At 62.4% G+C, this 21,543-nt stretch carries 20 protein-coding genes; 15 read left to right on the top strand and 5 right to left on the bottom strand.

Translation table 11 applies throughout. The features are described from left to right. Window position 1 precedes the first annotated feature (1 nt). The 12 genes from CTR53_RS16150 (at window position 2) to CTR53_RS16095 (ending at window position 11,688) form a co-directional block, all read left to right on the top strand. Window positions 2-769, top strand: a complete 768-nt coding sequence (locus CTR53_RS16150) for an SDR family NAD(P)-dependent oxidoreductase (protein WP_290815637.1) — start codon at window positions 2-4, stop codon at window positions 767-769. 37 nt (window positions 770-806) lie between these two features. Beyond that, a complete protein-coding gene (locus CTR53_RS16145) occupies window positions 807-1,886 on the top strand; it encodes an NADH:flavin oxidoreductase/NADH oxidase (RefSeq protein WP_290815634.1) in 1,080 nt (359 codons plus the stop codon). 99 nt (window positions 1,887-1,985) lie between these two features. Then, the gene (locus tag CTR53_RS16140) at window positions 1,986-2,300 is read left to right on the top strand and encodes an NIPSNAP family protein (protein ID WP_290815631.1); all 315 of its coding nucleotides are present in this window, start codon (window positions 1,986-1,988) and stop codon (window positions 2,298-2,300) included. 34 nt (window positions 2,301-2,334) lie between these two features. Continuing rightward, complete coding sequence (locus CTR53_RS16135) at window positions 2,335-3,105, top strand: SDR family NAD(P)-dependent oxidoreductase (RefSeq protein ID WP_290815628.1); 771 nt, start codon at window positions 2,335-2,337, stop codon at window positions 3,103-3,105. A gap of 38 nt (window positions 3,106-3,143) precedes the next feature. Continuing rightward, window positions 3,144-3,989 (top strand): hypothetical protein, encoded by an 846-nt coding sequence (locus tag CTR53_RS16130; protein ID WP_290815625.1) that lies wholly within the window; start codon window positions 3,144-3,146, stop codon window positions 3,987-3,989. Window positions 3,990-3,998: 9 nt separating this feature from the next. Then, window positions 3,999-4,397, top strand: coding sequence for a cupin domain-containing protein (locus CTR53_RS16125; protein ID WP_290815622.1), 399 nt, complete (start codon window positions 3,999-4,001; stop codon window positions 4,395-4,397). Beyond that, window positions 4,394-6,100, top strand: coding sequence for an FAD-dependent oxidoreductase (locus tag CTR53_RS16120; protein ID WP_290815619.1), 1,707 nt, complete (start codon window positions 4,394-4,396; stop codon window positions 6,098-6,100). Before CTR53_RS16125 ends, CTR53_RS16120 begins: the two co-directional genes overlap by 4 nt. A gap of 666 nt (window positions 6,101-6,766) precedes the next feature. Continuing rightward, complete coding sequence (locus CTR53_RS16115) at window positions 6,767-6,979, top strand: hypothetical protein (protein ID WP_290815616.1); 213 nt, start codon at window positions 6,767-6,769, stop codon at window positions 6,977-6,979. A gap of 396 nt (window positions 6,980-7,375) precedes the next feature. Next, window positions 7,376-8,434: an ABC transporter ATP-binding protein gene (locus CTR53_RS16110; protein ID WP_290815614.1), complete on the top strand. Its 1,059-nt coding sequence runs from the start codon at window positions 7,376-7,378 to the stop codon at window positions 8,432-8,434. A gap of 22 nt (window positions 8,435-8,456) precedes the next feature. Next, window positions 8,457-9,761, top strand: a complete 1,305-nt coding sequence (locus tag CTR53_RS16105) for an ABC transporter substrate-binding protein (RefSeq protein WP_290815611.1) — start codon at window positions 8,457-8,459, stop codon at window positions 9,759-9,761. 76 nt (window positions 9,762-9,837) lie between these two features. Next, window positions 9,838-10,791, top strand: a complete 954-nt coding sequence (locus tag CTR53_RS16100) for a carbohydrate ABC transporter permease (RefSeq protein ID WP_290815609.1) — start codon at window positions 9,838-9,840, stop codon at window positions 10,789-10,791. Between the two features lie 12 nt (window positions 10,792-10,803). Continuing rightward, window positions 10,804-11,688 (top strand): carbohydrate ABC transporter permease, encoded by an 885-nt coding sequence (locus CTR53_RS16095; RefSeq protein WP_290815606.1) that lies wholly within the window; start codon window positions 10,804-10,806, stop codon window positions 11,686-11,688. Between the two features lie 13 nt (window positions 11,689-11,701). Here the strand turns inward: CTR53_RS16095 and CTR53_RS16090 are convergent, their stop codons facing one another. The 4 genes from CTR53_RS16090 to CTR53_RS16075 form a co-directional block, all read right to left on the bottom strand. Beyond that, complete coding sequence (locus CTR53_RS16090; protein WP_290815603.1) at window positions 11,702-13,015, bottom strand: TRAP transporter large permease subunit; 1,314 nt, start codon at window positions 13,013-13,015, stop codon at window positions 11,702-11,704. Beyond that, window positions 13,012-13,548 carry a TRAP transporter small permease subunit gene (locus tag CTR53_RS16085; protein ID WP_290815601.1) on the bottom strand — a complete coding sequence of 179 codons (537 nt, stop codon included), beginning with the start codon at window positions 13,546-13,548 and terminating at the stop codon, window positions 13,012-13,014. The genes CTR53_RS16090 and CTR53_RS16085 overlap by 4 nt, the downstream gene beginning before the upstream one ends. 65 nt (window positions 13,549-13,613) lie before the next feature. Further along, a complete protein-coding gene (gene dctP, locus CTR53_RS16080) occupies window positions 13,614-14,648 on the bottom strand; it encodes a TRAP transporter substrate-binding protein DctP (RefSeq protein WP_290815598.1) in 1,035 nt (344 codons plus the stop codon). A gap of 48 nt (window positions 14,649-14,696) precedes the next feature. Continuing rightward, the gene (locus CTR53_RS16075; RefSeq protein WP_290815596.1) at window positions 14,697-16,016 is read right to left on the bottom strand and encodes a hydroxymethylglutaryl-CoA reductase, degradative; all 1,320 of its coding nucleotides are present in this window, start codon (window positions 16,014-16,016) and stop codon (window positions 14,697-14,699) included. Window positions 16,017-16,164: 148 nt separating this feature from the next. On the opposite strand from CTR53_RS16075, the gene CTR53_RS16070 reads away from it, so the two are divergent. After that, complete coding sequence (locus CTR53_RS16070; protein WP_290815593.1) at window positions 16,165-17,544, top strand: PLP-dependent aminotransferase family protein; 1,380 nt, start codon at window positions 16,165-16,167, stop codon at window positions 17,542-17,544. Here the strand turns inward: CTR53_RS16070 and CTR53_RS16065 are convergent. Further along, window positions 17,541-18,218 (bottom strand): TetR/AcrR family transcriptional regulator, encoded by a 678-nt coding sequence (locus CTR53_RS16065; RefSeq protein ID WP_290815590.1) that lies wholly within the window; start codon window positions 18,216-18,218, stop codon window positions 17,541-17,543. The genes CTR53_RS16070 and CTR53_RS16065 overlap by 4 nt on opposite strands. Window positions 18,219-18,349: 131 nt before the next feature. Here CTR53_RS16065 and CTR53_RS16060 point away from each other — a divergent pair, with 131 nt between their 5' ends. Next, the gene (locus tag CTR53_RS16060) at window positions 18,350-19,450 is read left to right on the top strand and encodes an efflux RND transporter periplasmic adaptor subunit (protein ID WP_290815587.1); all 1,101 of its coding nucleotides are present in this window, start codon (window positions 18,350-18,352) and stop codon (window positions 19,448-19,450) included. A 15-nt stretch (window positions 19,451-19,465) separates the two neighbouring features. Beyond that, window positions 19,466-21,543 (top strand): efflux RND transporter permease subunit (locus CTR53_RS16055; protein ID WP_290815761.1); only part of this gene is annotated, 2,078 nt, incomplete at its 3' end.

Below are 21,543 nucleotides of genomic sequence, written 5' to 3'. Positions count from 1 at the left end.
CATGTCCGGCCAGGCCCGGTTTTCCGATAAGGTCGTGGTGGTGAGCGGTGCCGGCGCCGGGATCGGCCGCGCCGCCGCTATCGGCTTTGCCCGCGAGGGCGCCGTGGTCGCGGTGCTGGATATCAATGGCACGGCAGCGCAGGAGACCAGGGCCGAGATCGAACGAGCGGGTGGTCGGGCCTCGGCATTTTCCGTGGATATGAGCAGCGAAGCAGCCGTGGAAGACGCCATCAGCAGGGTCGTCACGGAATACGGGCGGATCGACTGCGCCTTCAACAACGCAGGAATCCGTGGGGCACGTGTCGACATTGCTGATATGCTGACAGATGAATGGCGCCGGGTGATGGATCTGAACGTCACGGGCGTGTTCCTGGCCGCCCGCGCCGAGATGAAGGCGATGCGGGCACGCAAAGGCGGCAGCATCGTCAACATTGCCTCAATCTTCGGATCAGTGACCGCGCCAGGTGCCGCGCATTACACGGCATCCAAACACGCCATCATCGGCCTGACCAAGACGCTGGCGCTGGAGGCTATCCGCGACGGAATCCGCGTCAACGCCGTCGCGCCTGGCGGCGTGGATACACCGCTGATGGCGGCCCTGGAGGGCAGTCGGGAAGCAGCCGAAGCGCGCTACAAGGCATCCTGCCCGATCGGTCGGCTGGCGCGTCCTGAAGAAATAGCGGAATCCGTGATGTGGCTGGCGTCCGATGCGGCGTCCTTTGTCGTGGGTCATACGCTGGTGGTGGATGGCGGCTATACGCTGCTGTGAGTCCGTCAGGTTGAGAAACAGCATACCGGGGAACACGATGAGCCGTTTGTTTGAGCCTTTCACGCTGCGTGGCGTCACGCTTCGCAACCGCATTGTGGTGTCGCCCATGTGCCAGTATTCGTCGATCGACGGACTCGCTACCAACTGGCATATGGTTCACCTGGGCTCACGCGCGATCGGCGGTGCCGGTCTGGTCATCGCCGAAGCGACGGGCATCTGCCCGGAAGGCCGCATCACGCCCGGCGATCTCGGCCTGTGGAGCCAGGCACATGCCGATGCGTTGAAGCCGGTTGTCGACTTCATGCACGAACATGGCGCCAGGGCCGGAATCCAGCTTGGTCATGCCGGCCGCAAGGGTGCGCGTTTCAAGCCTTGGGAAGGCAATGGCCCGTTGACCGACGGCAGCGCATGGCCGATCCCGGGGCCGAGTGCATTGTCCTTCGACAAGGACTGGCAGGTTCCATATGAGATCACTGCAGCGCAGTTGCGGGAGATGACGGATCTGTTCGTCACGTCGACCAGGCTCGCCATAAATGCCGGTTTCGACGTGATTGAGCTGCATATGGCACATGGCTATCTGCTGCACGAATTTCTCTCGCCGTTGTCGAACACCCGTGGCGACGAATATGGCGGCGACCTCGCGGGACGGGCGAAGTGGCCGCTGGAGGTCATCAAGGCTGTCCGCGCCGCGCTCGGGGATGACAGGCTACTGTTCGTCCGCATCTCCGCGATCGACTGGGTCGATGGCGGTCTCGACATGGCGCAGTCGGTGCAACTGGCCAAGTGGTTCAAGGCGGCGGGGGCTGATCTGATCGATTGCTCGACCGGCGCTGTTGTGCCGGGTGAGAAAACCCCTGTCGGCCCCGGTTATCAGGTGCCGGTCGCGCGCGGTATCCGCGCGGATGCGGGCATTCCCACCGGTGCAGTCGGGATGATCACCGATCCGGCCCAGGCCGAACAGATCATTGCCGTGGGCGACGCGGACCTTGTCTTCCTGGCACGCGCCACGCTGCGCAATCCCTATTGGGCGAACCATGCCGCTGAAGAGCTCGGCGTCGAGGCCAGCTGGCCGATCCAGTACAAGCGAGCCGTCGCCCGCCGCCGAACGGCCTGGTGATTTTCCGTCGTCTCCACGCGGGTGCATTCTGCTTTACGATAAAACAAACGTACGTTAGTATAAAGCTGTCGCAAAGCCGCTGTGGATTGGAGCGTTTGAATGATTGTTGAAGAGCGCAACTACACCCTGAAGCCCGGCAAGGCCGGGGAGTTTATGGCGCTCTACCAGCAGCGCGGCCTGGAGATCCAGACGCGCATCCTGGGCAATCTCATCGGCTATTTCCTCTCCGAAATCGGCGATCTGAACGTCGCCGTGCATATGTGGGGCTATGACACCCTAGAAGAGCGTACGAGGCGGCGAAATCTCCTGATGCAAGAGGAGGAATGGCGCGGCTACGTCGCGGCCGTGACCCCGCTGATCGACAGGATGTCCAACAGAATCCTGGTGCCGACGGTTTTCTCACCGATCCGGTGATAACGAAAAGGCGCAAAGCCGGAAATCAAAAGGGATGGAAATAATGAATGCTCGGTCAGCCAGCGCGCCATTCCCGGACAGGTCGGTCATCGTAACGGGTGGCAGCAGTGGCATTGGTCTGGAAACGGCGCGGCGCTTCCACGCTGCCGGTGCGAATGTCTGGATCTTCGATATCAATCCGCCCCCCGAGGGTACCGACTCCGCCATCACGTATATCCACTGCGATATTGGCGACGAGAAGGCGATCCGCGCCGCCGCCGCCCAATCCATCGGTAACGGGCCGCTGCAAACTCTGATCAACGCCGCAGGCATCATCCGTCGCGCCAAAACCGAGGAAGCTTCCCTCGCGGACTGGGAATTTATGCTGAAGGTCAATCTGACCTGCATGTTCCAGCTCTCGTCCGTGCTGTTCAAGAATCTCAAGGCCGCCAACGACGCTGCCATTGTGAATATCGCATCGATTGCGGCGCTCGTGCCGCAAACCGGCGCGATTGCCTATGGTCCATCAAAAGCAGCCGTTATTTCTCTGACGAAACAGCTCGCCGTGGAATGGGGCCAGTATGGCATCCGAGTCAACGCCATCTGTCCGGGCATGATTCGCACCGCGATGACTGAGCCATTCTACAATCCGGAAACCATCAGAATCCGCAATAGCAAGACCGCGCTTGGCCGTGTCGGCATGCCCGAAGACATCGCCAAGGTCGCATTGTTCCTGGCGGGCGACGGTGCCAGTTACATCACCGGCGAAGCCATCGTTGTGGATGGCGGCTTCACCGCGACAGGCCTTCATCTGCTGCTGCAATGAACAGATCCATGGTTCGGTAAAAACAACAGGAAACAAACATGGCGGCCTTGCATCTCCCTCAAGTTATCGATCATCCCCAGGGGACGACCTACGTCTTCGATTCGGCCACGCATGTGGAAGCATATGTCACCGCGAAAAATCCCAAGCCGGATTCTGTGATCGTTGCGGCCTCCTATGCCGGTGTGCTCTGCGCCCGCATGGTGATGTCGGCCAAACCGATGGCGGCCATTGGTCTCGATTGTGCCATCGGCAAGGACGGCGCCGGCATCGCGGGGTTGTGGTACTACGAGGCGTTGAACGTTCCGGCAGCCGCGGTCGACACCATGACGGCGGAAATGGGCAACGGCACCGATCAGTATGAAAACGGCATCATCAGCCGTGTGAATGACCAAGCCCAACGTCTGGGCCTGGCGCCCGGCATGACAGTCAAAGACGCAGTCGAGGCGATCCTGACGAAGTCGAAGGCGCCCAAGGAATTCGATACAACGCGCCGGCTCGTGGTCCATACCAACGAAGAAGGCCGAAGCATCGTCTGCACGGACTCCATCGCCTTTGCGCTGCCTGAAGACAAGGACCGCAACGTTCTATGCACCGCGGGCCATACTGGGCGGAGTGTAATCGAGTATTTCCGCAATTATCGACCCTGGGCCTTTATCTGTTCTGATGGCGGCATCGGAAAGAACGATTCCGGTATCTCGGCCCTGGAGGCGATCGAGGACGATGGCATCGTCGGCGCCTCTGTAGACGCGCTGACCGCTCGCATGGGTGACGGCCAGAGCACCTATTTCGATGGAATCATCAGTGCTGCGAACAAGCATGCCCTGGCGAAGGGCGTCCGTATCGGCCAGACCGCCAGGGAAGCCGCCCTGATGATGTTAAAGTAGGAGGTCTCAATGGCAAATACCCCGTTCCTGGAAGGCGAAGAGAAGCTGGCTCGACTGGCGTCCCGCTATGTCGCGGTCGAGAAGCTTCCATGGAAGCCGACGCCGACGCCCGGCATCGACATGAAGATACTGCTCGAGGACAAGGAAACCGGCCTGCTGACGGCGCTGTTCCGCTGGGAGCCGGGCACGGAACTGCCGCTGCATGAGCATGTGGAGATCGAACAGACCTATGTGCTCAGTGGCAGCATCGTCGATGACGAGGGTGAATGTCGCGAAGGTGACTATGTCTGGCGTCCGAAAGGCAACCGGCATCTGGCGCGATCGCCCAATGGCGCGTTGGTCATTTCTTTCTTCCTGAAGCCAAACAAGTTCCTGACAGGCAAGTTCAAAGGACAGGAACTGAAGTGACGAAAGCGGCATTGGAGAAAACCGAGTACGACGTCATTGTCGCCGGCTCGGGCGCTGGTGGCATGTCTGCCGCGGTAACGGCCGCAAAACTCGGGCTCGATGTCATTGTACTGGAAAAGGAGCCGCTGTTTGGGGGCACGACGGCGCGGTCGGGTGGCGTGCTGTGGTTGCCCGGCAATCCGGTTTCCAGGGCCATGGGCTTCGCAGATAGCATCGAGGAAGCCCGCGCTTACCTGAAGCATGAGACGAACGCGAACTATGACGCCGATCGCGTGGATGCATTCCTGCTCACGGCGCCCGAAGCCGCGCAGTTCTTCCAGGACAATACAGCGGTCAAATTTGATCCGCTGATGACCTTTCCGGACTATCACCCGTCGGCGCCGGGCGCCGTGGATGGCGGTCGCTCGGTCGTTGCGGCGCCGTTCTCGGGTCTGGAACTCGGCAAGGAAATCAGGCGTCTGCGTCCGCCGCTGAAGGAGATCACCTTCGTCGGCATGATGTTCAATGCCAGCCAGGAAATTCAGCACTTCTTCAACGTCACGCGCTCGCTGAAATCCGCGATCTATGTGGTCAAGCGGCTCAGCAAGCATGTCTATGAAATGTTGCGCTACGGCCGCGCCATACGCCTGACCAATGGCAATGCGCTGGCGGCCAGACTGGCCAAAAGCCTGTTCGATCTGAACGTCCCCATCGTGACCGATTGCCCGATCGACGCGGTGATTTCGGATGGCGACGCTGTTACCGGCGTCGAGGTCATCATCGGCGGCAAACAGATCAGACTGGTCGCCCGTCGCGGCGTCGTGCTGGCCACCGGCGGTTTTCCGCAGGACCCGGCTCTGCGTAAGCTGCTGTTCCCGCATGCGCCGACCGGAGCCGAACACTGGTCGCCGGCACCGCCAGGCAATACGGGCGATGGCTGGCGCATCGCTTCTGCAATCGGCGGCCAGACAACGGCTCTGCCGAATGCCGCCGCCTGGATTCCGGTCTCGCGCGTACCCTATGGCAACGGGAAATACGGCGTCTTCCCTCATCTGATCGACCGCTACAAGCCCGGCATCATCGCGGTGAACCATCAGGGCCGGCGCTTTGTCAATGAGGCGAATTCGTATCACGACTTTGGTCAGGCGATGCAAGCAACCTGCAAGGGACAAACCGAGGTTTCAGCCTATCTGATCTGCGATCATCAGACGCTCCGCCGGTATGGCCTGGGTTTCGCCAAGCCATTTCCGGTGCCGTATCGGCAGCATCTGTGGTCAGGCTACCTTGTGCAGGGCAATTCGATCGCTCAACTGGCGCACAAGCTTGGGATGAATCCCACGGTCCTCGCCGAGACAGTGAAAAAGGTCAATGCGGACGCGACGACCGGCACCGATACCGAGTTCGGAAAAGGCTCGACGTCATATAACCGGTATCTGGGCGACGCCAACCATCCGAGCAATGCCTGCTTCGCGGCTATCGAACGCGGCCCCTTCTACGCCCTGAAAATCTATATGGGCGATCTGGGTACTTTCGCGGGCATCAAGACCAACAGCACAGCGCAGGTCATCAATCAGGCCGGAAATGCCGTGCCGGGCCTGTATGCGGTCGGTAATGACGCTGCCAGCGTTATGGGCGGGAACTATCCCGGCGCAGGCATCACGCTCGGCCCTGCTTTAACCTTCGGATACATCGTTGGGCGTCACTTGGCTGGGCGAAACAATTAAGGCCGACATAAACCAAACATGCGTCGCTGAATGGCAAGTCTTTTTAGTGGTCTAAAGCTTCCCATGGAGAGCGGCTACGGAGGGCCCGCGGACTGCCCGGCGATGGTGCTTAGGAATTTCTCGAGGCCTACGGGGCAGAAGTTAGCCTTTTGAAAGAACTGATCGGGTCTCTGAGGGCCGAGCCATCCGATCACAAAAGTCCTTGACCTCTTCATGACGGACAGTCACCTGGCGGCGATATTCGAGCGGCTTATCCCTGATAATTCCCTGATCGTAAAGCCAGAATAAACCCGGATTTCGCATTAACTGCTTGATTAAAGCGGGAATTTCGGGCCTGCAGGACTGGAAGTGCAAGAAAAGAGAGAAGTTTCCCAGTAATCCCGCGCGGATCAGGGAAGCGCTGGTGGAGAACAGCTAGCTCGTGACTGCCCCCTCCGCCAATTCCCCCACATCTGCATGTCTGTAAATGGAAAAGCGCCCGGGCTACCCCGCGCGCGCCCGCGCTCCAGGACGACTTGCCGCGCGTGATGTCGGACAGCCGGATGCCGAAATGGCGACGGACCATCGTGCTGAAATGCGATGAACTGCTGAAGCCGGCGCGTCCAGATCCAGTTCGAGACCGACTGGCCTTCCAGCCGGAACAGCGCATGCAGGTAACACCGCGAGATGCTGTTGTTTCTGGCGATCGGCTCGGGGCTTGAGCTCGAGTCGCAGAGGCGATCCTCGATCCAGGCCTTCACCGACCGCAGGCGCGCCTTCATCCCTGATCCAGCGTTCGCTGCTGCTCATTTCTGCGCCACTCCTGACGCAGACGCCGGCCAGGTCGTCCGCTTCAGACATGACGGCTCCGCAGGCTTCGATCATGTGGAGACTAAATGATTCGACTTTGGTCGTGCCGAACCGCGGAACGGTGGCGGGCAGGCGGTGAAATTGGTTCGGCAGAAGCTGCTAGACTGTATGGCTATTTTACCGGCTTTGGTCCGGCGTGCAGTGCCCGCAGCCATGTATATCCCGCAAGTGCATTGCAGCATCGCGGCTGCGAAGCCGGCCGTTTCGCCACTGCGGGTGTAAAGTTTGGCAAATTCGGCGTGTCATGGCCCGGCGAGGCCGCACAATACGACAGCAGATTGTCCATAAAGTTTACTAAATCCCGTTCTGACGGTCTGCGACGCAAGTCGAACGTCAAGCTCGCGTCCTTATGCTTGCGGCTGCGGCAAAGCCGGCTATATGCTGCCCCGCAAGTCTGAGCATATATATCAGATATAGGGAGGCATAATGGCGGGAGTATTCTGCCGCGACGTCCGCAAGGCGTTCGGCTCGACGCAGATTCTGCACGGCGTCTCGATCGATATCCAAGATGGCGAGTTTGTCGTGCTGGTCGGGCCTTCAGGTTGCGGCAAGTCCACCCTGCTCAGGATGATCGCCGGTCTGGAAAACATCACCGGCGGTGAAATCGCCATCGGCGACAACGTGGTCAATAACGTCCCGCCGAAAGAGCGCGATGTCGCCATGGTGTTCCAGAACTATGCGCTGTATCCGCATATGACGGTGGAGGCCAATATGGCCTTCTCGCTGATGCTGCGCGGCGCGGATAAATCCGAGATCGACCAGCGCGTGCAGCAGGCCGCCGGCATCCTGGGACTGAAGCCGCTGCTGCAGCGTTTCCCGCGCCAGCTGTCGGGCGGCCAGCGCCAGCGCGTCGCCATGGGCCGCGCCATCGTGCGCGATCCGCAGGTCTTCCTGTTCGACGAGCCGCTGTCGAATCTCGATGCCAAGCTGCGCGTGCAGATGCGTACCGAGATCAAGGAACTGCACCAGCGCCTCAGGACCACCACCGTCTACGTGACGCATGACCAGATCGAGGCCATGACCATGGCCGACAAGATCGTGGTGATGCATGACGGCCGCGTCGAGCAGATCGGCACGCCGCTCGAACTCTACGACCGGCCGGACAATATGTTCGTCGCCGGCTTCATCGGCTCGCCGGCAATGAATTTCGTGCGCGGCAAGGTCAACGGCGGCAGCTTCGCAGCCGACAGCGGCATCCATCTGCCGTTGCCTGTCTCGACGGCCGGTTCGGCCGGGCAGCCGGCGGTCTATGGCGTCCGGCCCGAGCATTTCACGCTTGCCGACGATGGCGCCGAAGCCGAGGTCCGCGTCATCGAGCCGACCGGATCGGAAATCATGGTCGCTGCCAAACTTGGCAATGACGATGTGCTTGCCGTGTTTCGCGAGCGCCACAAATTCAAGCCGGGCGACAAGATCCGGCTGAAGCCAAATCCCGAGCTTGCCCATCTGTTTGACGCGTCGAGTGGAAAACGGCTGAACGCCTGAAAATCAACGGAGGAAGCGACCAATGCATGATTTTACACGCCGTACATTTGTCAAAGGCACCGCTGCTGCTGCTATGCTCAGCACCAGCGCACTGTTCGATTGGGCCAAAGCCTGGGCCCAGTCATCGCCCTGGAAGCCGGAAGCCGGCGCCAAGCTGAATCTGATGCGCTGGCGCCGCTTCGTCGAAGCCGAAGATGCCGCCTTCATGAAGATGGTCGCCGCGTTCAAGGCCGCCACCGGCGTCGAGATCAGCGTCGTCAGCGAATCCTATGACGACATCCAGCCCAAGGCTTCGGTGGTTGCCAATACCGGCCAGGGCCTCGACATGGTCTGGGGTCTGTATTCGCTGCCGCATCTGTTCCCAGCCAAGTGCCTGGATGTGACCGATGTGGCCGATTATCTGGGCAAGAAATACGGCGGCTGGGCCCAGTCCGGCGAGCTTTACGGCAAGTCCGGCAACAAATGGATCTGCATCCCGATCGCCACCACCGGCGGTCTGATGAACTATCGCGTCTCTTCGATGCAGAAGGCCGGTTTCAAGGAATTCCCGAAGGATACGGCGGGCTTCCTCGAACTGGTGAAGGCACTGAAGAAGAACAACACGCCGGCCGGTTTCGCGCTCGGCCATGCTTCGGGTGACGCCAATACCTGGCTGCACTGGGCGCTGTGGTCGCATGGCGGCAACCTGGTCGATAAGAACGACAAGGTCATCATCAACTCGCCCGAAACCGCCAAGTCGCTCGAATTCGTCAAGGCGCTGTATGAGAACTTCATCCCGGGCACTGCGTCATGGAATGACTCGTCCAACAACAAGATCTTCGTGTCGGGCGACCTGCATCTCACCTCGAACGGCATCTCGGTCTATGTGACGGCCCAGAAGGAAAACAAGGCCGTCGCCGAAGACATGAACCATGCCTACATGCCCATCGGTCCGGTCGGCAAGCCGACCGAGCTGCATCTGGCTTTCCCGATCCTGACCTTCAACTTCACCAAGGCGCCGAATGCCTGCAAGGCCTTCACGGCCTTCATGCTGGAAGCGGAAAACTTCAATCCGTGGGTCGAGTCGGCGCAGGGTTACCTGTCGCACTTCCTCAATGCCTACGACAAGAACCCGGTCTGGACCTCGGATCCGAAGCGCACGCCGTATCGCGACGTGTCGAAGCGGACGCTGACGCCGGCCGGGCTCGGCACGCTCGGCGAAAAGGCGGCATCCGCAATCGCCGATTTCATCGTGGTCGACATGTTTGCCAATTACGCGACCGGCCGCGAAGACATCAAGGGTGCGATGGCGGCTGCCGAGCGGCAGGCCAAGCGTATCTATCGCTGACGGAAACGGGCCACGGACGGACATCGTCCGTGGCCCTCTTTCCACCAGTATAGTGATCGGGAAAAGCATGGTTGACGTGACCGACAAAACGATGGCCCGCCGCGCACCGCGGAAGATCGAGGTGAGCGCCTGGAGCCAGCTCAAGTCGAACCGGACATGGCTGGGTTACTGGTTTATGTTGCCGGCCCTTGCGATCCTGGCCCTGTTTCTGGCCTATCCGCTGGGCCTCGGCGTATGGCTGTCCTTCACCGACACGAAAATCGGCCGCGGCGGCGGCTGGATCGGCCTTGAGAATTACGAATGGCTGCAGGGTGATTCAACCTTCTGGCTCTCGGTGCTCAACACCCTGCTCTATACGATTGTCGCCAGCGTGATCAAATTCGCCGCCGGCCTCTATCTGGCGCTGCTGCTCGACAAGCATATCCCTTTCAAGGCGCTGGTCCGCGCCGCCGTATTGATCCCCTTCATCGTGCCGACCGTGCTGTCGGCGATTGCCTTCTGGTGGATCTACGACTCGCAGTTCTCCATTCTCTCCTGGTCGCTGAAAAAGATGGGGTTGATCACCGCCAATATCGATTTCCTCGGCGATCCGTGGAACGCACGCTGGTCCACCATCTTCGCCAATATCTGGCGCGGCGTGCCCTTCGTGGCGATCACGCTGCTGGCCGGCCTGCAGACGGTGTCGCCTTCGCTCTATGAAGCCGCGACACTGGACGGCGCCACGCCCTGGCAGCGGTTTCGCCATATCACCTATCCGCTGCTGACCCCGATCATCGCGGTGGTGATGACCTTCTCGGTGCTGTTCACCTTCACCGATTTCCAGCTGATCTGGGCGATGACGCGTGGCGGACCTGTGAATGCCACCCATCTGATGGCCACGCTGTCGTATCAGCGCGGCATCATTGCCGGCCAGCTGGGCGAGGGCGCGGCAATCGCGACCGCGATGATCCCGTTCCTGCTCGGTGCGATTATGATTTCCTGGTTCGGCCTGCAGCGCCGTAAATGGCAGCAGGGCTCCGACAATGACTGAGGTGCAAAGCTGATGGCGATTGCAGAAGCGAAGGCTGACCATTCCGAGGGCATGAGCTATCTGGAATCGGTGCCGCGGCGGCTCGTGACGCTGTATCTGCCGCTGGTGATCTTCCTGGTCATCCTGCTGTTTCCGTTCTACTGGATGGCGCTGACCGCGATCAAACCGAACGAGCAGCTGCTGGATATGGAAACGGTCAGCCCGTTCTGGACCTGGGATCCGACGCTGCAGCATATCAAGAAGCTGCTGTTCGACTCGAATTACCCGAAATGGCTCTGGAACACGATGTATGTCGCGGCCGGCGCCACCGCGCTGTCGATCGTCGCCAGCGTGCTCGCCGCCTATGCCATCGTGCGCCTGCGCTTCAAAGGCGCACAGACGGTGGGCGGCCTGATCTTCCTCGCTTACCTGGTGCCGCCGTCGATCCTGTTCATTCCGCTGGCCACCGTGGTGTTCCAGTACGGCCTGTTCGACAGCCCGCTGGCGCTGATCCTGGTTTATCCGACCATCCTGATCCCGTTCTCCACCTGGCTGCTGATGGGCTATTTCAAGACCATCCCCTTCGAGCTGGAGGAATGCGCGCTGATCGACGGCGCATCCCGGTGGCAGATTCTCACCCGCATCGTGCTGCCGCTGTCGGTGCCCGGACTGATTTCGGCCTTCATCTTCTGCTTCACGCTGTGCTGGAACGAGTTCATCTATGCGCTCACCTTCCTGCAGTCGGTGACCAACAAGACCGTGCCGGTCGCCATCGTCAACGAATTCGTCGACGGCGACATCTATCGCTGGGGTTCGCTGATGGCTGGTGCGCTGGTCGGTTCGCTGCCGCTGGTGGTGCTCTATGCCTTCTTCGTCGAGCACTATGTCTCGGCGATGACCGGTGCGGTGAAGGAATAGCGCGCGGCCTGCCTCAGTTATCCATCAGGCGCGGCAGGAAGGTCATCAGTTCCGGGAAGGCCATGGCGACGACCAGGCCGACGCCCTGCAGCAGGAAGAACGGGATGATCCCGCGATAGACCACGCCCATGCTCAGCCCCTTGGGCAGGACGGCTTTCATATAAAATAGCGTGTAGCCAAACGGTGGCGAGATATAGCCCATCTGGATCGTGATGGCATACAGCACGCCGAACCAGATTTCGTCGAAGCCGAGGAATTTCACGATCGGGATGAAGACCGGCACGGTCAGCAGGATGATGCCGACTTCATCGAGCGCGGTGCCGAGAAAGATCAGGATCAGCATCATCACGCCCAGGATCACATAGGGTCCGACATCCAGCGACTTGATCAGGTTGAGCAGAGAATCCGCGCCGCCCAGGCCAGTGAAGATGGCGACATAGGCTTTTGCGCCGATAGTGATCCACAGGATCATCGCAGTCGCCTTGCCGGTATCGGTCGCGGCCGAGACCAGGGTTTCGAAACTGAGGCGGCGTTCCAGCATCGTGGCGATCAGCGCACCAAACACGCCGACGGCGGCGGCTTCGGTGGGTGTGGCGATGCCGAAGAAGATCGAGCCGAGGATCAGCAGAATCAGCGCCGCCGGCAGGATCAGCGCTTTCAGCGCGAGCAGCCGCTCGCGCCAGGGCGCCGGGGTGTAATCCTCGGGCAGGGGCGCGGCACCGGGCTTCAGCCAGGCCACCAGCAGAATATAAGCGATATACAGCGATGCGAGCATCAGGCCGGGCACGATGCCGGCGATCAGCATCTTGCCAATGGAGACCTGCGCGGTGACGGCGTAGATGATGGTGAGCACCGAGGGCGGGATCAGGATGCCGAGCGTGCCGGATGCGCAGATGGTGCCGGTCGCCAGTTCGGGGCTGTATTTACGACTCAGCATTTCGGGGAGTGCCAGCATGCCCATGGCAGTGACGGCAGCGCCGACCACGCCGGTCATCGCCGCCATGATCACGCAGATCACCACCGTGCCGACGGCGATGCCGCCGCGCAGGCGGCCGAACCACAATTCCATGGCGCGGTAGAGCTTTTCGATCACGCCGGAGCGCTGCAACAGCGCAGCCATCAGGATGTAGAGTGGAATCGCCAGCAGCGCTTCCGATTTCATCGTGTCGAAAATCTGCAGCACCAGGATGATCACGGCCTGGGAATTCCAGAACAGCACGGTGATCAGCAGCGACAGGCCGCCCAGCACGAAGGCAATCGGCAGGCCGCTCATCATGAACAATGTGAGCCCGCCGAACATCATGATCAGGATGGCGGTCGAACTCATAGCGCGACCTCCGCATCGTCGGTTCGCGTCAGGGCGCCGGGATCGCGAAACAGCACGCGCAGGAATTCGGCCAGTGCCTGCAACAGCATCAGCAGCAGTGCAATCGGCACGGCGGCCTTGGTCCACCAGATCGGCGGATTCCAGGCCGAGAAAGAGGTTTCGCCGTAATTGAAGGAATCGATGGCAGCTGGCACGGAGTACCACAGCAGGATGCCGCAGAAGGCGATGATGATCGGCATGTTGATCAGTGCAAGCAGCCGTTCGCCTCGCAGGCTCAGCCGCTGGCGCAACAGGTCCATGGCAACATGGCCTTTCTGATGCAGCACATGCGGGCCGGCGAGCAGGAAATAGGGGCCGAACAACAGGGTGGCGGATTCCATGCCCCAGACGGTCGGTGCGTTGAAGGCATAACGCATCACCACGTCGATCAGCATGACGGGCACGATCAGATAGATCAGCGAGATGGCGAGGTAGAAGGCCGCGCGGTTGGTGGCGGTGATGGCACCGGTGAGAGCGGCAATGACAGGCGGCATGATCTTCCCCGGGAGCCTGAAGAAAAACGGCGGATGCCGGATGACATCCGCCGCATGACGCGAACTTACGCCAGTACGCCGAGGCGTTTCATGAAGGCCATCTGGCTTTCCAGGATCTTCTTGGCCAGCGCATTATCCTTGGTCGCCGCCTGCCAGGCCGCGACGGCCTTCGGACGGTTGGCGAGGATATCGGCCGGATCGAAGGTGTGGATGGTGCAGCCCTTCGCCTTGTACTTCTCCAGCGCGAGGGCATCCTGCACCAGGATATGCTGGCGCAGGCTGGCCGAGATTTCGCGCGCCGCCACGGCCAGTGCCGCCTTGTAGTCGGCCGGCAGCTTTTCGTAGGCGCCACGGTTGGCAGCATAACAGGTGGCGGTGGTCGGCTGATGTACGCCCGGGATCACCACATGCTTGGCCACTTCGGCCAGGCCCGCCTCGAAGTTGGCGGTCAGGTCGCCGCGATCAGCGATATCGATCACACCCTTGTCGAGCGCCGAATAGACCTCGCCGGTCGGCAGCGGTGAGACGCTGACGCCGAACGCAGCCATCACGGCGGAGGCGAGGCCGACGAAGCGGCCTTTCTTGCCGGCCAGATCGGCGATCCTGGTGATCGGCATCTTGGCGTGGATCGGTTCCTGGCCGTATACGGTCGGCGCGACATAGACCAGGCCGGCCGGCGCATAGGCCTCGCGGGCCATCTCCAGGCCGCCCATCTCATAGAACCAGGCTTCATACTGGTCCGATTCCGGGAAGCCGAAGGGGATCGTGCTGGTGAAGGCGAAGGCGGGGATCTTGCCGGCTTCGTAGCCATCGAAGGTCTTCATCATCTCAAAAGCGCCGCCGCGCACGGCGTCGAAAGCCTGCGCCGCCGGCACGATCTGGCCACCGGCGAACAGCTCGATGGTGAACTTGCCGCCAGTCAGTTCCGACACGCGCTTGACGAAACGTTCCTCGAATTTCTGCGGCGTGGTACCCGGATCCCACAGCGCCTGCATGCGCCATTTCACCGCGCCGCTCTGGGCCAGCGCCGGCGTGGCGAATACAGCAGTGCTGGCGAGGGCAGCGCCCGAGCCGAGCAGGTTACGTCGATTGATCGTCATTCTGGCTTCCTCCGTTGGTGTGCTTCTTGGTTTATCGAACGCGTAATCTCAGGCCTTGCGCAGGCGCGCGAGGATCTCCGCGGCACGGTCGGTGCGCACGTCGTGGCTGGCGGCAAGTTCGGCGGCCACCTTGTCGATTTCCGCGCCGGACGCGCCGGCGACGATGGCGATATTGCGGGCATGCAGCGCCATATGGCCGCGCTGGATGCCTTCGGTGGCGAGCGCGCGCAGCGCAGCCATGTTCTGCGCCAGACCGACGGTGACGGTGACTTCGGCCAGTTCCTGCGCGCTGCTCACGCCCAGGATGCGCAAGGCCAGCTGGGCCAGCGGATGCGTCTTGGTCGCACCGCCGACGAGGCCGAGCGCCATCGGCATTTCCAGCGTGCCGACCAGGCGGCCGTCGCTGCTGAGTTCCCAGGTAGTCAGCGAGGTGTAATGCCCGCTGCGCGCGGCAAAGGCATGCGCGCCGGCTTCGATGGCGCGCCAGTCGTTGCCGGTGGCGACCACCACCGGGTCGATGCCGTTCATGATGCCCTTGTTATGCGTGGTGGCGCGATACGGATCGACGGCCGCGAATGTGTAGGCATCGAGGATGCCGTCGATCATGCGCTTGCCGGAAAATTCTTTCGTGGCCAGCGACTCTTCGGTCAGGCTGACGCGGGCCCGCGCGATGCGGCGGTCGGCGAGATTCGACAGGATGCGCAGGCGCACCTGTCCGCCGGTGACACGCTCGATGATCGGCGCGACCGTCTCGGCCATGGTGTTCACCGTGTTGGCGCCCATGGCGTCGCGCACGTCGACCAGCAGATGCGTGACCACGATAGGGCCGCGCGGCGTCTGCGGGAAGACATGCACCTCGATGTCGCGGCAGCCGCCGCCCAGCCCGATCAGCACCTTGTCGCGTGCATTGGCCGCCGCGATGATCTCGTCGCGCGCTGCCAGGATCTGGAGCCGCGCGCCATGCGGATCGCTGACGCCGATCAGCTGCACCTGGGCTCGCATGATCGGCAGGGTGCTGGAGGTCTCGAAACCGCCGCAGTCGCGCGCGATGCGCGCCATGTAGGAGGCGGCGGCGACGACGGAGGGCTCTTCCACCGCCATCGGGATCAGGTAATCGCGGCCGTTGATCTGGAAGTTGGTGGCGACGCCCAGCGGCAGCTCAAACGTGCCGACCACATTCTCGATCATGCCGTTGGCGCGCTCGACCGGCAGACCGCCGGGCTGTGCCAGCAGGGCGCGGTCGGTATCCGACAGGCCGGCGGCGTCGGCCAGGGCAGCCAGACGCTGCGCCGGCGTCATGTTGCGGTAATTCTCGATACGCGAATTCACCTTCCGCCCTGCCGGACCGGCAGAGACCGCCTTGCTCATTGTGTTTCCTCCACTTGGCCGCCGCCTTTCCGGCGCGGTCCTGATCGCGGTTCAAAATCACGGTGCATGCCGGTTTAAACAAGGGACAATTCCCGCTATTGTCCGAGGAACTGTACTGATCGATTGTCTGGTACAGTTTGGAGGAAGCATGCGGATCGCCCGTGCCGAGCAGATCGCGCGCAACATCGCCCAGCAGGTGGAGCAGGGGCATCTGACACCCGGCACACGGCTCGGCTCGGTGCGCCAGGCGGCGACCGAATTCGGTGTGTCGAAAAACACCATGGTCGAGGCCTACGACCGGCTGGTGGCCCAGGGCTACCTCGAGCCCAAGCGCGGGTCGGGCTTCTATGTCGCGCGACCGCGACCCAAGGCGTCGACCTCGATCCGCCCGGCGCATGTCAGCGAAGCGATCGACCTCGTCTCGCTGCTGCGGGAACAGCTCAACCAGCACTATACGGTGCGCGTCGGCGACGGCCGCCCGCCGGCGACCTGGATGGAGGCGTCGGAACTCGGCCGCCATCTGCGGCTCAGTACGCGTGGCGGCGAGCGCGTCGAACATGGGTATGGCGCACCGCAGGGGTATGGCCCCCTGCGCGAGATGATCGCAGGCCGGCTGATCGAACGCTCGATCCATGTCAGCGCTGAACAGATCCTGCTCACCTGCGGCGCCAACCACGCGCTCGACCTGATCGTGCGGCATTTCATCGAGCCGGGCGAGGCCGTGCTGGTCGACAGTCCCGGCTATTACCCGCTGTTCGGCAAGCTGCGGCTGGCGCGCGCCAATGTGATCGGCGTGCGCCGCACCGCCGAGGGTCCCGATCCGGAAGACCTCGAAGCCAAGGCCGCACAATATCGCCCGCGGCTGTTCTTCACGCAGACGCTGGCGCATAACCCGACCGGCACCTCGATGACGCCGGCGGCGATGCATCGCCTGCTGCAGCAGGCTGAACGGCTCGGCATGATCCTGGTGGAAGACGATCCCTTCGCCGATCTGCTGCCGCCGATCACGCCGCGCCTTGCCACGCTGGACCGGCTGGAGCGCGTGATCTACGTCGGCACCTTTTCCAAGACGCTCTCGGCCTCCCTGCGCACCGGCTATATCGCCGCCTCGCCGGCGCTCATTCGGTCGCTGACCGATGTGAAGATGCTCACCGTGGTGAACAGTTCAGGCTATGTCGAACGCCTGATCCACGAGCTGATGGCGGATGGGCATTACCGCCATCATTTAAGCCGCCTGCGTGACCGCGTGGCCCGCGCCTCCAGCCGCGCGATGGCCGAGCTTTCCGCCATTGGTATGACCGACTTCAATCCGCCGGCCGGCGGCTATTACATGTGGTGCCCGCTGCCCGAGGGCTGCGATGATGTGGAACTGGCGCGGCTGGCGGCCGAACGCGGCATCTTCCTGGCGCCCAGCTCGATCTTCACGCTGGATCGCACCGCGCATGTGCCGGCGCTGCGCGTGAATGTGGCTTATGCCAACGATGCGGCTTTCCTAAGCTTCATGGCCGAGCATTGCCGGTCCGCCTAGATTTTCCGGCAGCCGTTCAGGAACAGCTCGACGGCATGGTCGATGGCGGCGTTGAGCGCGGCTTTCGATTTCGCCGCCGGCTTGCCGGCCAGCAGCAGGCCGAGCTGGTTCTGTGCCAGCACCATGCCGAGGAACTGCTGCGCCGCCAGTTCCGGGTTGGCGATCCGCAGGCTGGGCTGCGCCTTCAGATACACCGCCAGGGTGGCGGCGATGGCGACCGGGCCATGGCGGTGGATCAGCCGACCCAGCTGCGGCTGGCGGGCGGCCTCGGCCACCACCAGCCGGTGCAGCGCCAGTGAGCGCGGCGCGAGTGCCAGGTCGAGATAGGCGCGCGCCATCTGCCGCAGCGCCTTCTCGGGGGCGAGACCGGACAGGGTCATGCGCTGGAAGGTGCCGGTCAGCCGGCCGGCCAGTTCGGCGCAGATGGCGCTGAACAGCGCCTGTTTGCTGGAAAAATGCGCATAAACCGTGATTTTCGAGACTTTGGCCCGGGCCGCAATCGCGTCCATGCTGGCGGCGTGGTAGCCGCCCTTGAGGAACACATCCATGGCGACCGCCAGGATATCGGCATGCTTGCGGGCATCGGCCGGGCGGCCGCGGCGGCGCTGCGCCGGCCGGCCTTTCTCACGTGGCGGCAGCGTCGCGGAATTGGTACGTTTGGTTCGTGCGGTCATGCCGTAAGAATTGTCTTCTATTTTCTATACTCTACAGTACAGATACACGGCGCGCATCCGGAACCGCAGCAGGTTCCGGCAAAAAGCCCGGGGAGGGGCGGCGCCGTAGATTTCCGAATGGCAGGCGGGTAATGAAGAAGAGACTTGGTATCAGCATTGTTGCGCTGGCTGCGGTCGGCGGCGTCATCTGGGTCTACGGCCCCGAGATACGCGAAATGTTCACGCCCAATGCCGCCGGCACGACGAAGGTGGCGACTGCGCAGCAGGGCAGCGCACAGGCGCCCATCCCGGTCGATATCCGCACGGTTGCCATCGGCGCGGTGCGCCAGCAGATCGAAGCGATCGGCAGCCTGCGCTCGGATGAATCGGTCGTGCTGCGGCCGGAAATTTCGGGCCGCGTCAGCGAAATCCTGTTCGAGGAAGGCCAGCCGGTGAAACGCGGTGCGCCGCTCCTGCGGCTGGATGCCGCCATTGCGCGCGCCCAGGTCAACCAGGCGCGTGCCAGCATTATCCTCAGCCGGGCCAATTTCAGCCGCGCCAAGGAACTGGCCACGCGCGGTGCCGGCACCCAGCGCACGCTGGATGAGGCGCTGGCGAAGCTCTCGACTGACGAAGCGACGTTGGCACTGGCCCAGGCCACGCTCGACAAGAGCACGCTGCAGGCGCCGTTCGATGGTATCCTCGGCCTGCGTCAGGTCAGCATTGGCGATTACGTCAATCCCGGCCAGGCGATTGCCAATATCGAAAGCGTGGAACAGCTGAAGGTCGACTTCCGCATTCCGGAAATCCATGCCCAGGTTATTGCTGCGGGACAGGCGATCCGCGTGCGCCTCGATGCCTTCCCGAATGCAAACTTCGACGGCCGCGTCTACGCCATCGATCCGGCGATCGATCCGAACGGCCGCGCCGTGATCCTGCGCGCCCGCCTGCCGAATGCCGACAAGAAACTGCGGCCGGGGATGTTCGCCCGCGTCACGCTGATCGTGGAAGAACGGCCGAATGCCGTGCTGATTCCCGAAACTGCATTGATGCCGATGGGGCGCGACATCTTCGCCTTTCGTGTCGTGGACGGTAAAGCCGTGCAGACCAAACTGCGTACCGGCCTGCGCCGCGCCGGCGAGGTCGAGATCCTGGAAGGCCTGAAAGCGGGCGACAGCGTCGTGGCGGAAGGCGCGCAGAAGCTGCGCGACGGCCAGTATGTGCGCGAATCGAAGCTGGCGTCCGGATCGTAAGGCAGGTCGTAAGCCATGAAGATTTCCGATCTCTGCATTCGCCGGCCTGTCTTCGCCACCGTACTCAGCCTGGTGGTGGTGCTGATTGGCCTCGTCGCCTTCACGCGGCTGACGGTTCGCGAATATCCCAATATCGATCCGCCGGTGGTGCTGGTGGAAACGCTGTATCGCGGCGCCAGTGCCGAAGTGATCGAAAGCCAGGTCACCCGCGTCCTGGAGGAATCGATTGCCGGTATCGAGGGGATCGACTACGTCCGTTCGATCACCCGGCCGGAACGCAGCCTGGTGGTGGTGCGGTTCAAGCTGTCGCGCGACGCCGAAGCCACCGCCAACGACGTGCGCGATCGCGTCAGCCGCGTGCGCGGCAAGCTGCCGGAAGAGATCGACGAGCCGATCGTGTCGAAAATCGAGGCCGACGCCCAGCCGGTGCTCTATATCGCCTTTTCCTCCGACCGCCATTCGGCGCTGGAGCTAACCGATTTTGCCGACCGCTATGTGAAGGACCGCCTGCAGTCGATTGCCGGCGTGGCCGAGGCGCGCATTTTCGGCGAGCGGCGCTATGCCATGCGCATCTGGCTCGATGCCGGCCGCCTGGCTGCCTACGGCCTGACGCCGCAGGATGTGGAGGGCGCCCTGCGGCGGCAGAATGTGGAAGTGCCAGCCGGCCGTATCGAAAGCCGCAACCTGGAATTCACCGTGCTGTCGGAAACCGATCTGCGGACGGCCGACCAGTTCAACGCCATTATCGTCCGCGAGGTGAATGGCTATCCGGTGCGGCTCAGCGATGTCGGCCATGTCGAGGTCGGCCCGCTGGACGAGCGCGTCAGCGTGCGCTTCAACGGCAAGCCGGCGGTGTCGCTCGGCGTCGTCAAGCAGGCGGTCGCCAATCCGCTCGACATTTCTGAAGGCGTGCGCGATGCGCTGCCGTCGATCCTGGCGAATCTGCCCGAAGGCATGCGGGCGGAAATTGCCTACGACACCTCGGTCTTTATCCGCGCCTCCATCGACTCGGTCTATCACACCATCGGCGAAGCCGTTTTGCTGGTGGTGGCGGTGGTGTTCCTGTTCCTGCGCAACTGGCGCGCGACGCTGATCCCGGTTGTCACCATTCCGGCCTCGCTGATGGGCGCCTTCGCCCTCATGTATGCGATGGGGTTCACCATCAACACGCTGACCCTGCTGGCCATGGTGCTGGCGATCGGCCTGGTGGTCGACGATGCCATCGTGGTGCTGGAAAACATCTATCGCCATATCGAAGACGGCATGGCGCCGCTGGACGCGGCCTTCCGCGGTGCGAAGGAAATCGGCTTTGCCGTGGTGGCGATGACGCTGACGCTGGCCGCGGTTTATGCCCCCATCGGCTTCATGAGCGGCACCACCGGGCGTCTGTTCACCGAATTCGCCTGGGCGCTGGCCGGCGCCGTGCTGGTTTCCGGCTTCGTCGCACTCACGCTCAGCCCGATGATGTGCGGGCGGCTTCTGCGGCATGAAGCCAGGCATGGCCGGCTGTTCAACCTGGTGGAGAATGCGCTGAACGGCCTGACCACGGGATACAGCCGGACGTTACGCACGGCATTGAAGGCGCGGCTGGCGGTGATCCTGGTCGGTGTGCTGTTCGCCTGCGGCAGCTATTTCGTATTCGCCACGCTCAAGCCCGAACTCTCCCCGATCGAGGATCGCGGCATCATCATCGGCAGCTTTAACGGGCCGGAAGGCGCCACCCTGAACTACATGGAGAAATACGCCCGCCAGGTCGAGAAGATCATGGAAGAGGTGCCCGAGGCGGTGTCGCGTTTCGTGGTGTCGGGCAATCCGATCCTGTCGCAGGGCGTGTCCTTCACCCGCCTGGAACACTGGAACGACCGTCACCGCAAGCAGCAGAGCATCGTCACCGAACTGACGCCGAAATTCGGCGAACTGGCTGGCGTGCGCGGCTTCGTCAACAATCCGCCCTCGCTCGGCCAGAGCGTGCGCTCGGCGCCGATCTGGATCGTCGTACAGGGCAGCATGGATTACGCCGAACTCGACCGCCTGGTCGGCCAGATCATGATCGAGGCGGCGAAATATCCTGCGCTGACCAACATCGATACCCG

Source organism: Ferrovibrio sp., assembly GCF_002796975.1.
Classification (GTDB): domain Bacteria; phylum Pseudomonadota; class Alphaproteobacteria; order Ferrovibrionales; family Ferrovibrionaceae; genus Ferrovibrio.
Note: the sequence above shows the minus strand (reverse complement) of the source record. Positions and strands in the feature narration are given on the sequence as shown.

What these genes read in the sequence shown, in the direction of transcription:
- CTR53_RS16150 (WP_290815637.1), top strand. Translation starts at nt 2, where the DNA reads ATGTCCGGCCAGGCCCGGTTTTCCGATAAGGTCGTGGTGGTGAGCGGT.
- CTR53_RS16145 (WP_290815634.1), top strand. Translation starts at nt 807, where the DNA reads ATGAGCCGTTTGTTTGAGCCTTTCACGCTGCGTGGCGTCACGCTTCGC.
- CTR53_RS16140 (WP_290815631.1), top strand. Translation starts at nt 1,986, where the DNA reads ATGATTGTTGAAGAGCGCAACTACACCCTGAAGCCCGGCAAGGCCGGG.
- CTR53_RS16135 (WP_290815628.1), top strand. Translation starts at nt 2,335, where the DNA reads ATGGAAATAATGAATGCTCGGTCAGCCAGCGCGCCATTCCCGGACAGG.
- CTR53_RS16130 (WP_290815625.1), top strand. Translation starts at nt 3,144, where the DNA reads ATGGCGGCCTTGCATCTCCCTCAAGTTATCGATCATCCCCAGGGGACG.
- CTR53_RS16125 (WP_290815622.1), top strand. Translation starts at nt 3,999, where the DNA reads ATGGCAAATACCCCGTTCCTGGAAGGCGAAGAGAAGCTGGCTCGACTG.
- CTR53_RS16115 (WP_290815616.1), top strand. Translation starts at nt 6,767, where the DNA reads ATGCTGTTGTTTCTGGCGATCGGCTCGGGGCTTGAGCTCGAGTCGCAG.
- CTR53_RS16110 (WP_290815614.1), top strand. Translation starts at nt 7,376, where the DNA reads ATGGCGGGAGTATTCTGCCGCGACGTCCGCAAGGCGTTCGGCTCGACG.
- CTR53_RS16105 (WP_290815611.1), top strand. Translation starts at nt 8,457, where the DNA reads ATGCATGATTTTACACGCCGTACATTTGTCAAAGGCACCGCTGCTGCT.
- CTR53_RS16095 (WP_290815606.1), top strand. Translation starts at nt 10,804, where the DNA reads ATGGCGATTGCAGAAGCGAAGGCTGACCATTCCGAGGGCATGAGCTAT.
- CTR53_RS16090 (WP_290815603.1), bottom strand. Translation starts at nt 13,015, where the DNA reads ATGAGTTCGACCGCCATCCTGATCATGATGTTCGGCGGGCTCACATTG.
- CTR53_RS16085 (WP_290815601.1), bottom strand. Translation starts at nt 13,548, where the DNA reads ATGCCGCCTGTCATTGCCGCTCTCACCGGTGCCATCACCGCCACCAAC.
- dctP (WP_290815598.1), bottom strand. Translation starts at nt 14,648, where the DNA reads ATGACGATCAATCGACGTAACCTGCTCGGCTCGGGCGCTGCCCTCGCC.
- CTR53_RS16075 (WP_290815596.1), bottom strand. Translation starts at nt 16,016, where the DNA reads ATGAGCAAGGCGGTCTCTGCCGGTCCGGCAGGGCGGAAGGTGAATTCG.
- CTR53_RS16070 (WP_290815593.1), top strand. Translation starts at nt 16,165, where the DNA reads ATGCGGATCGCCCGTGCCGAGCAGATCGCGCGCAACATCGCCCAGCAG.
- CTR53_RS16065 (WP_290815590.1), bottom strand. Translation starts at nt 18,218, where the DNA reads ATGACCGCACGAACCAAACGTACCAATTCCGCGACGCTGCCGCCACGT.
- CTR53_RS16060 (WP_290815587.1), top strand. Translation starts at nt 18,350, where the DNA reads ATGAAGAAGAGACTTGGTATCAGCATTGTTGCGCTGGCTGCGGTCGGC.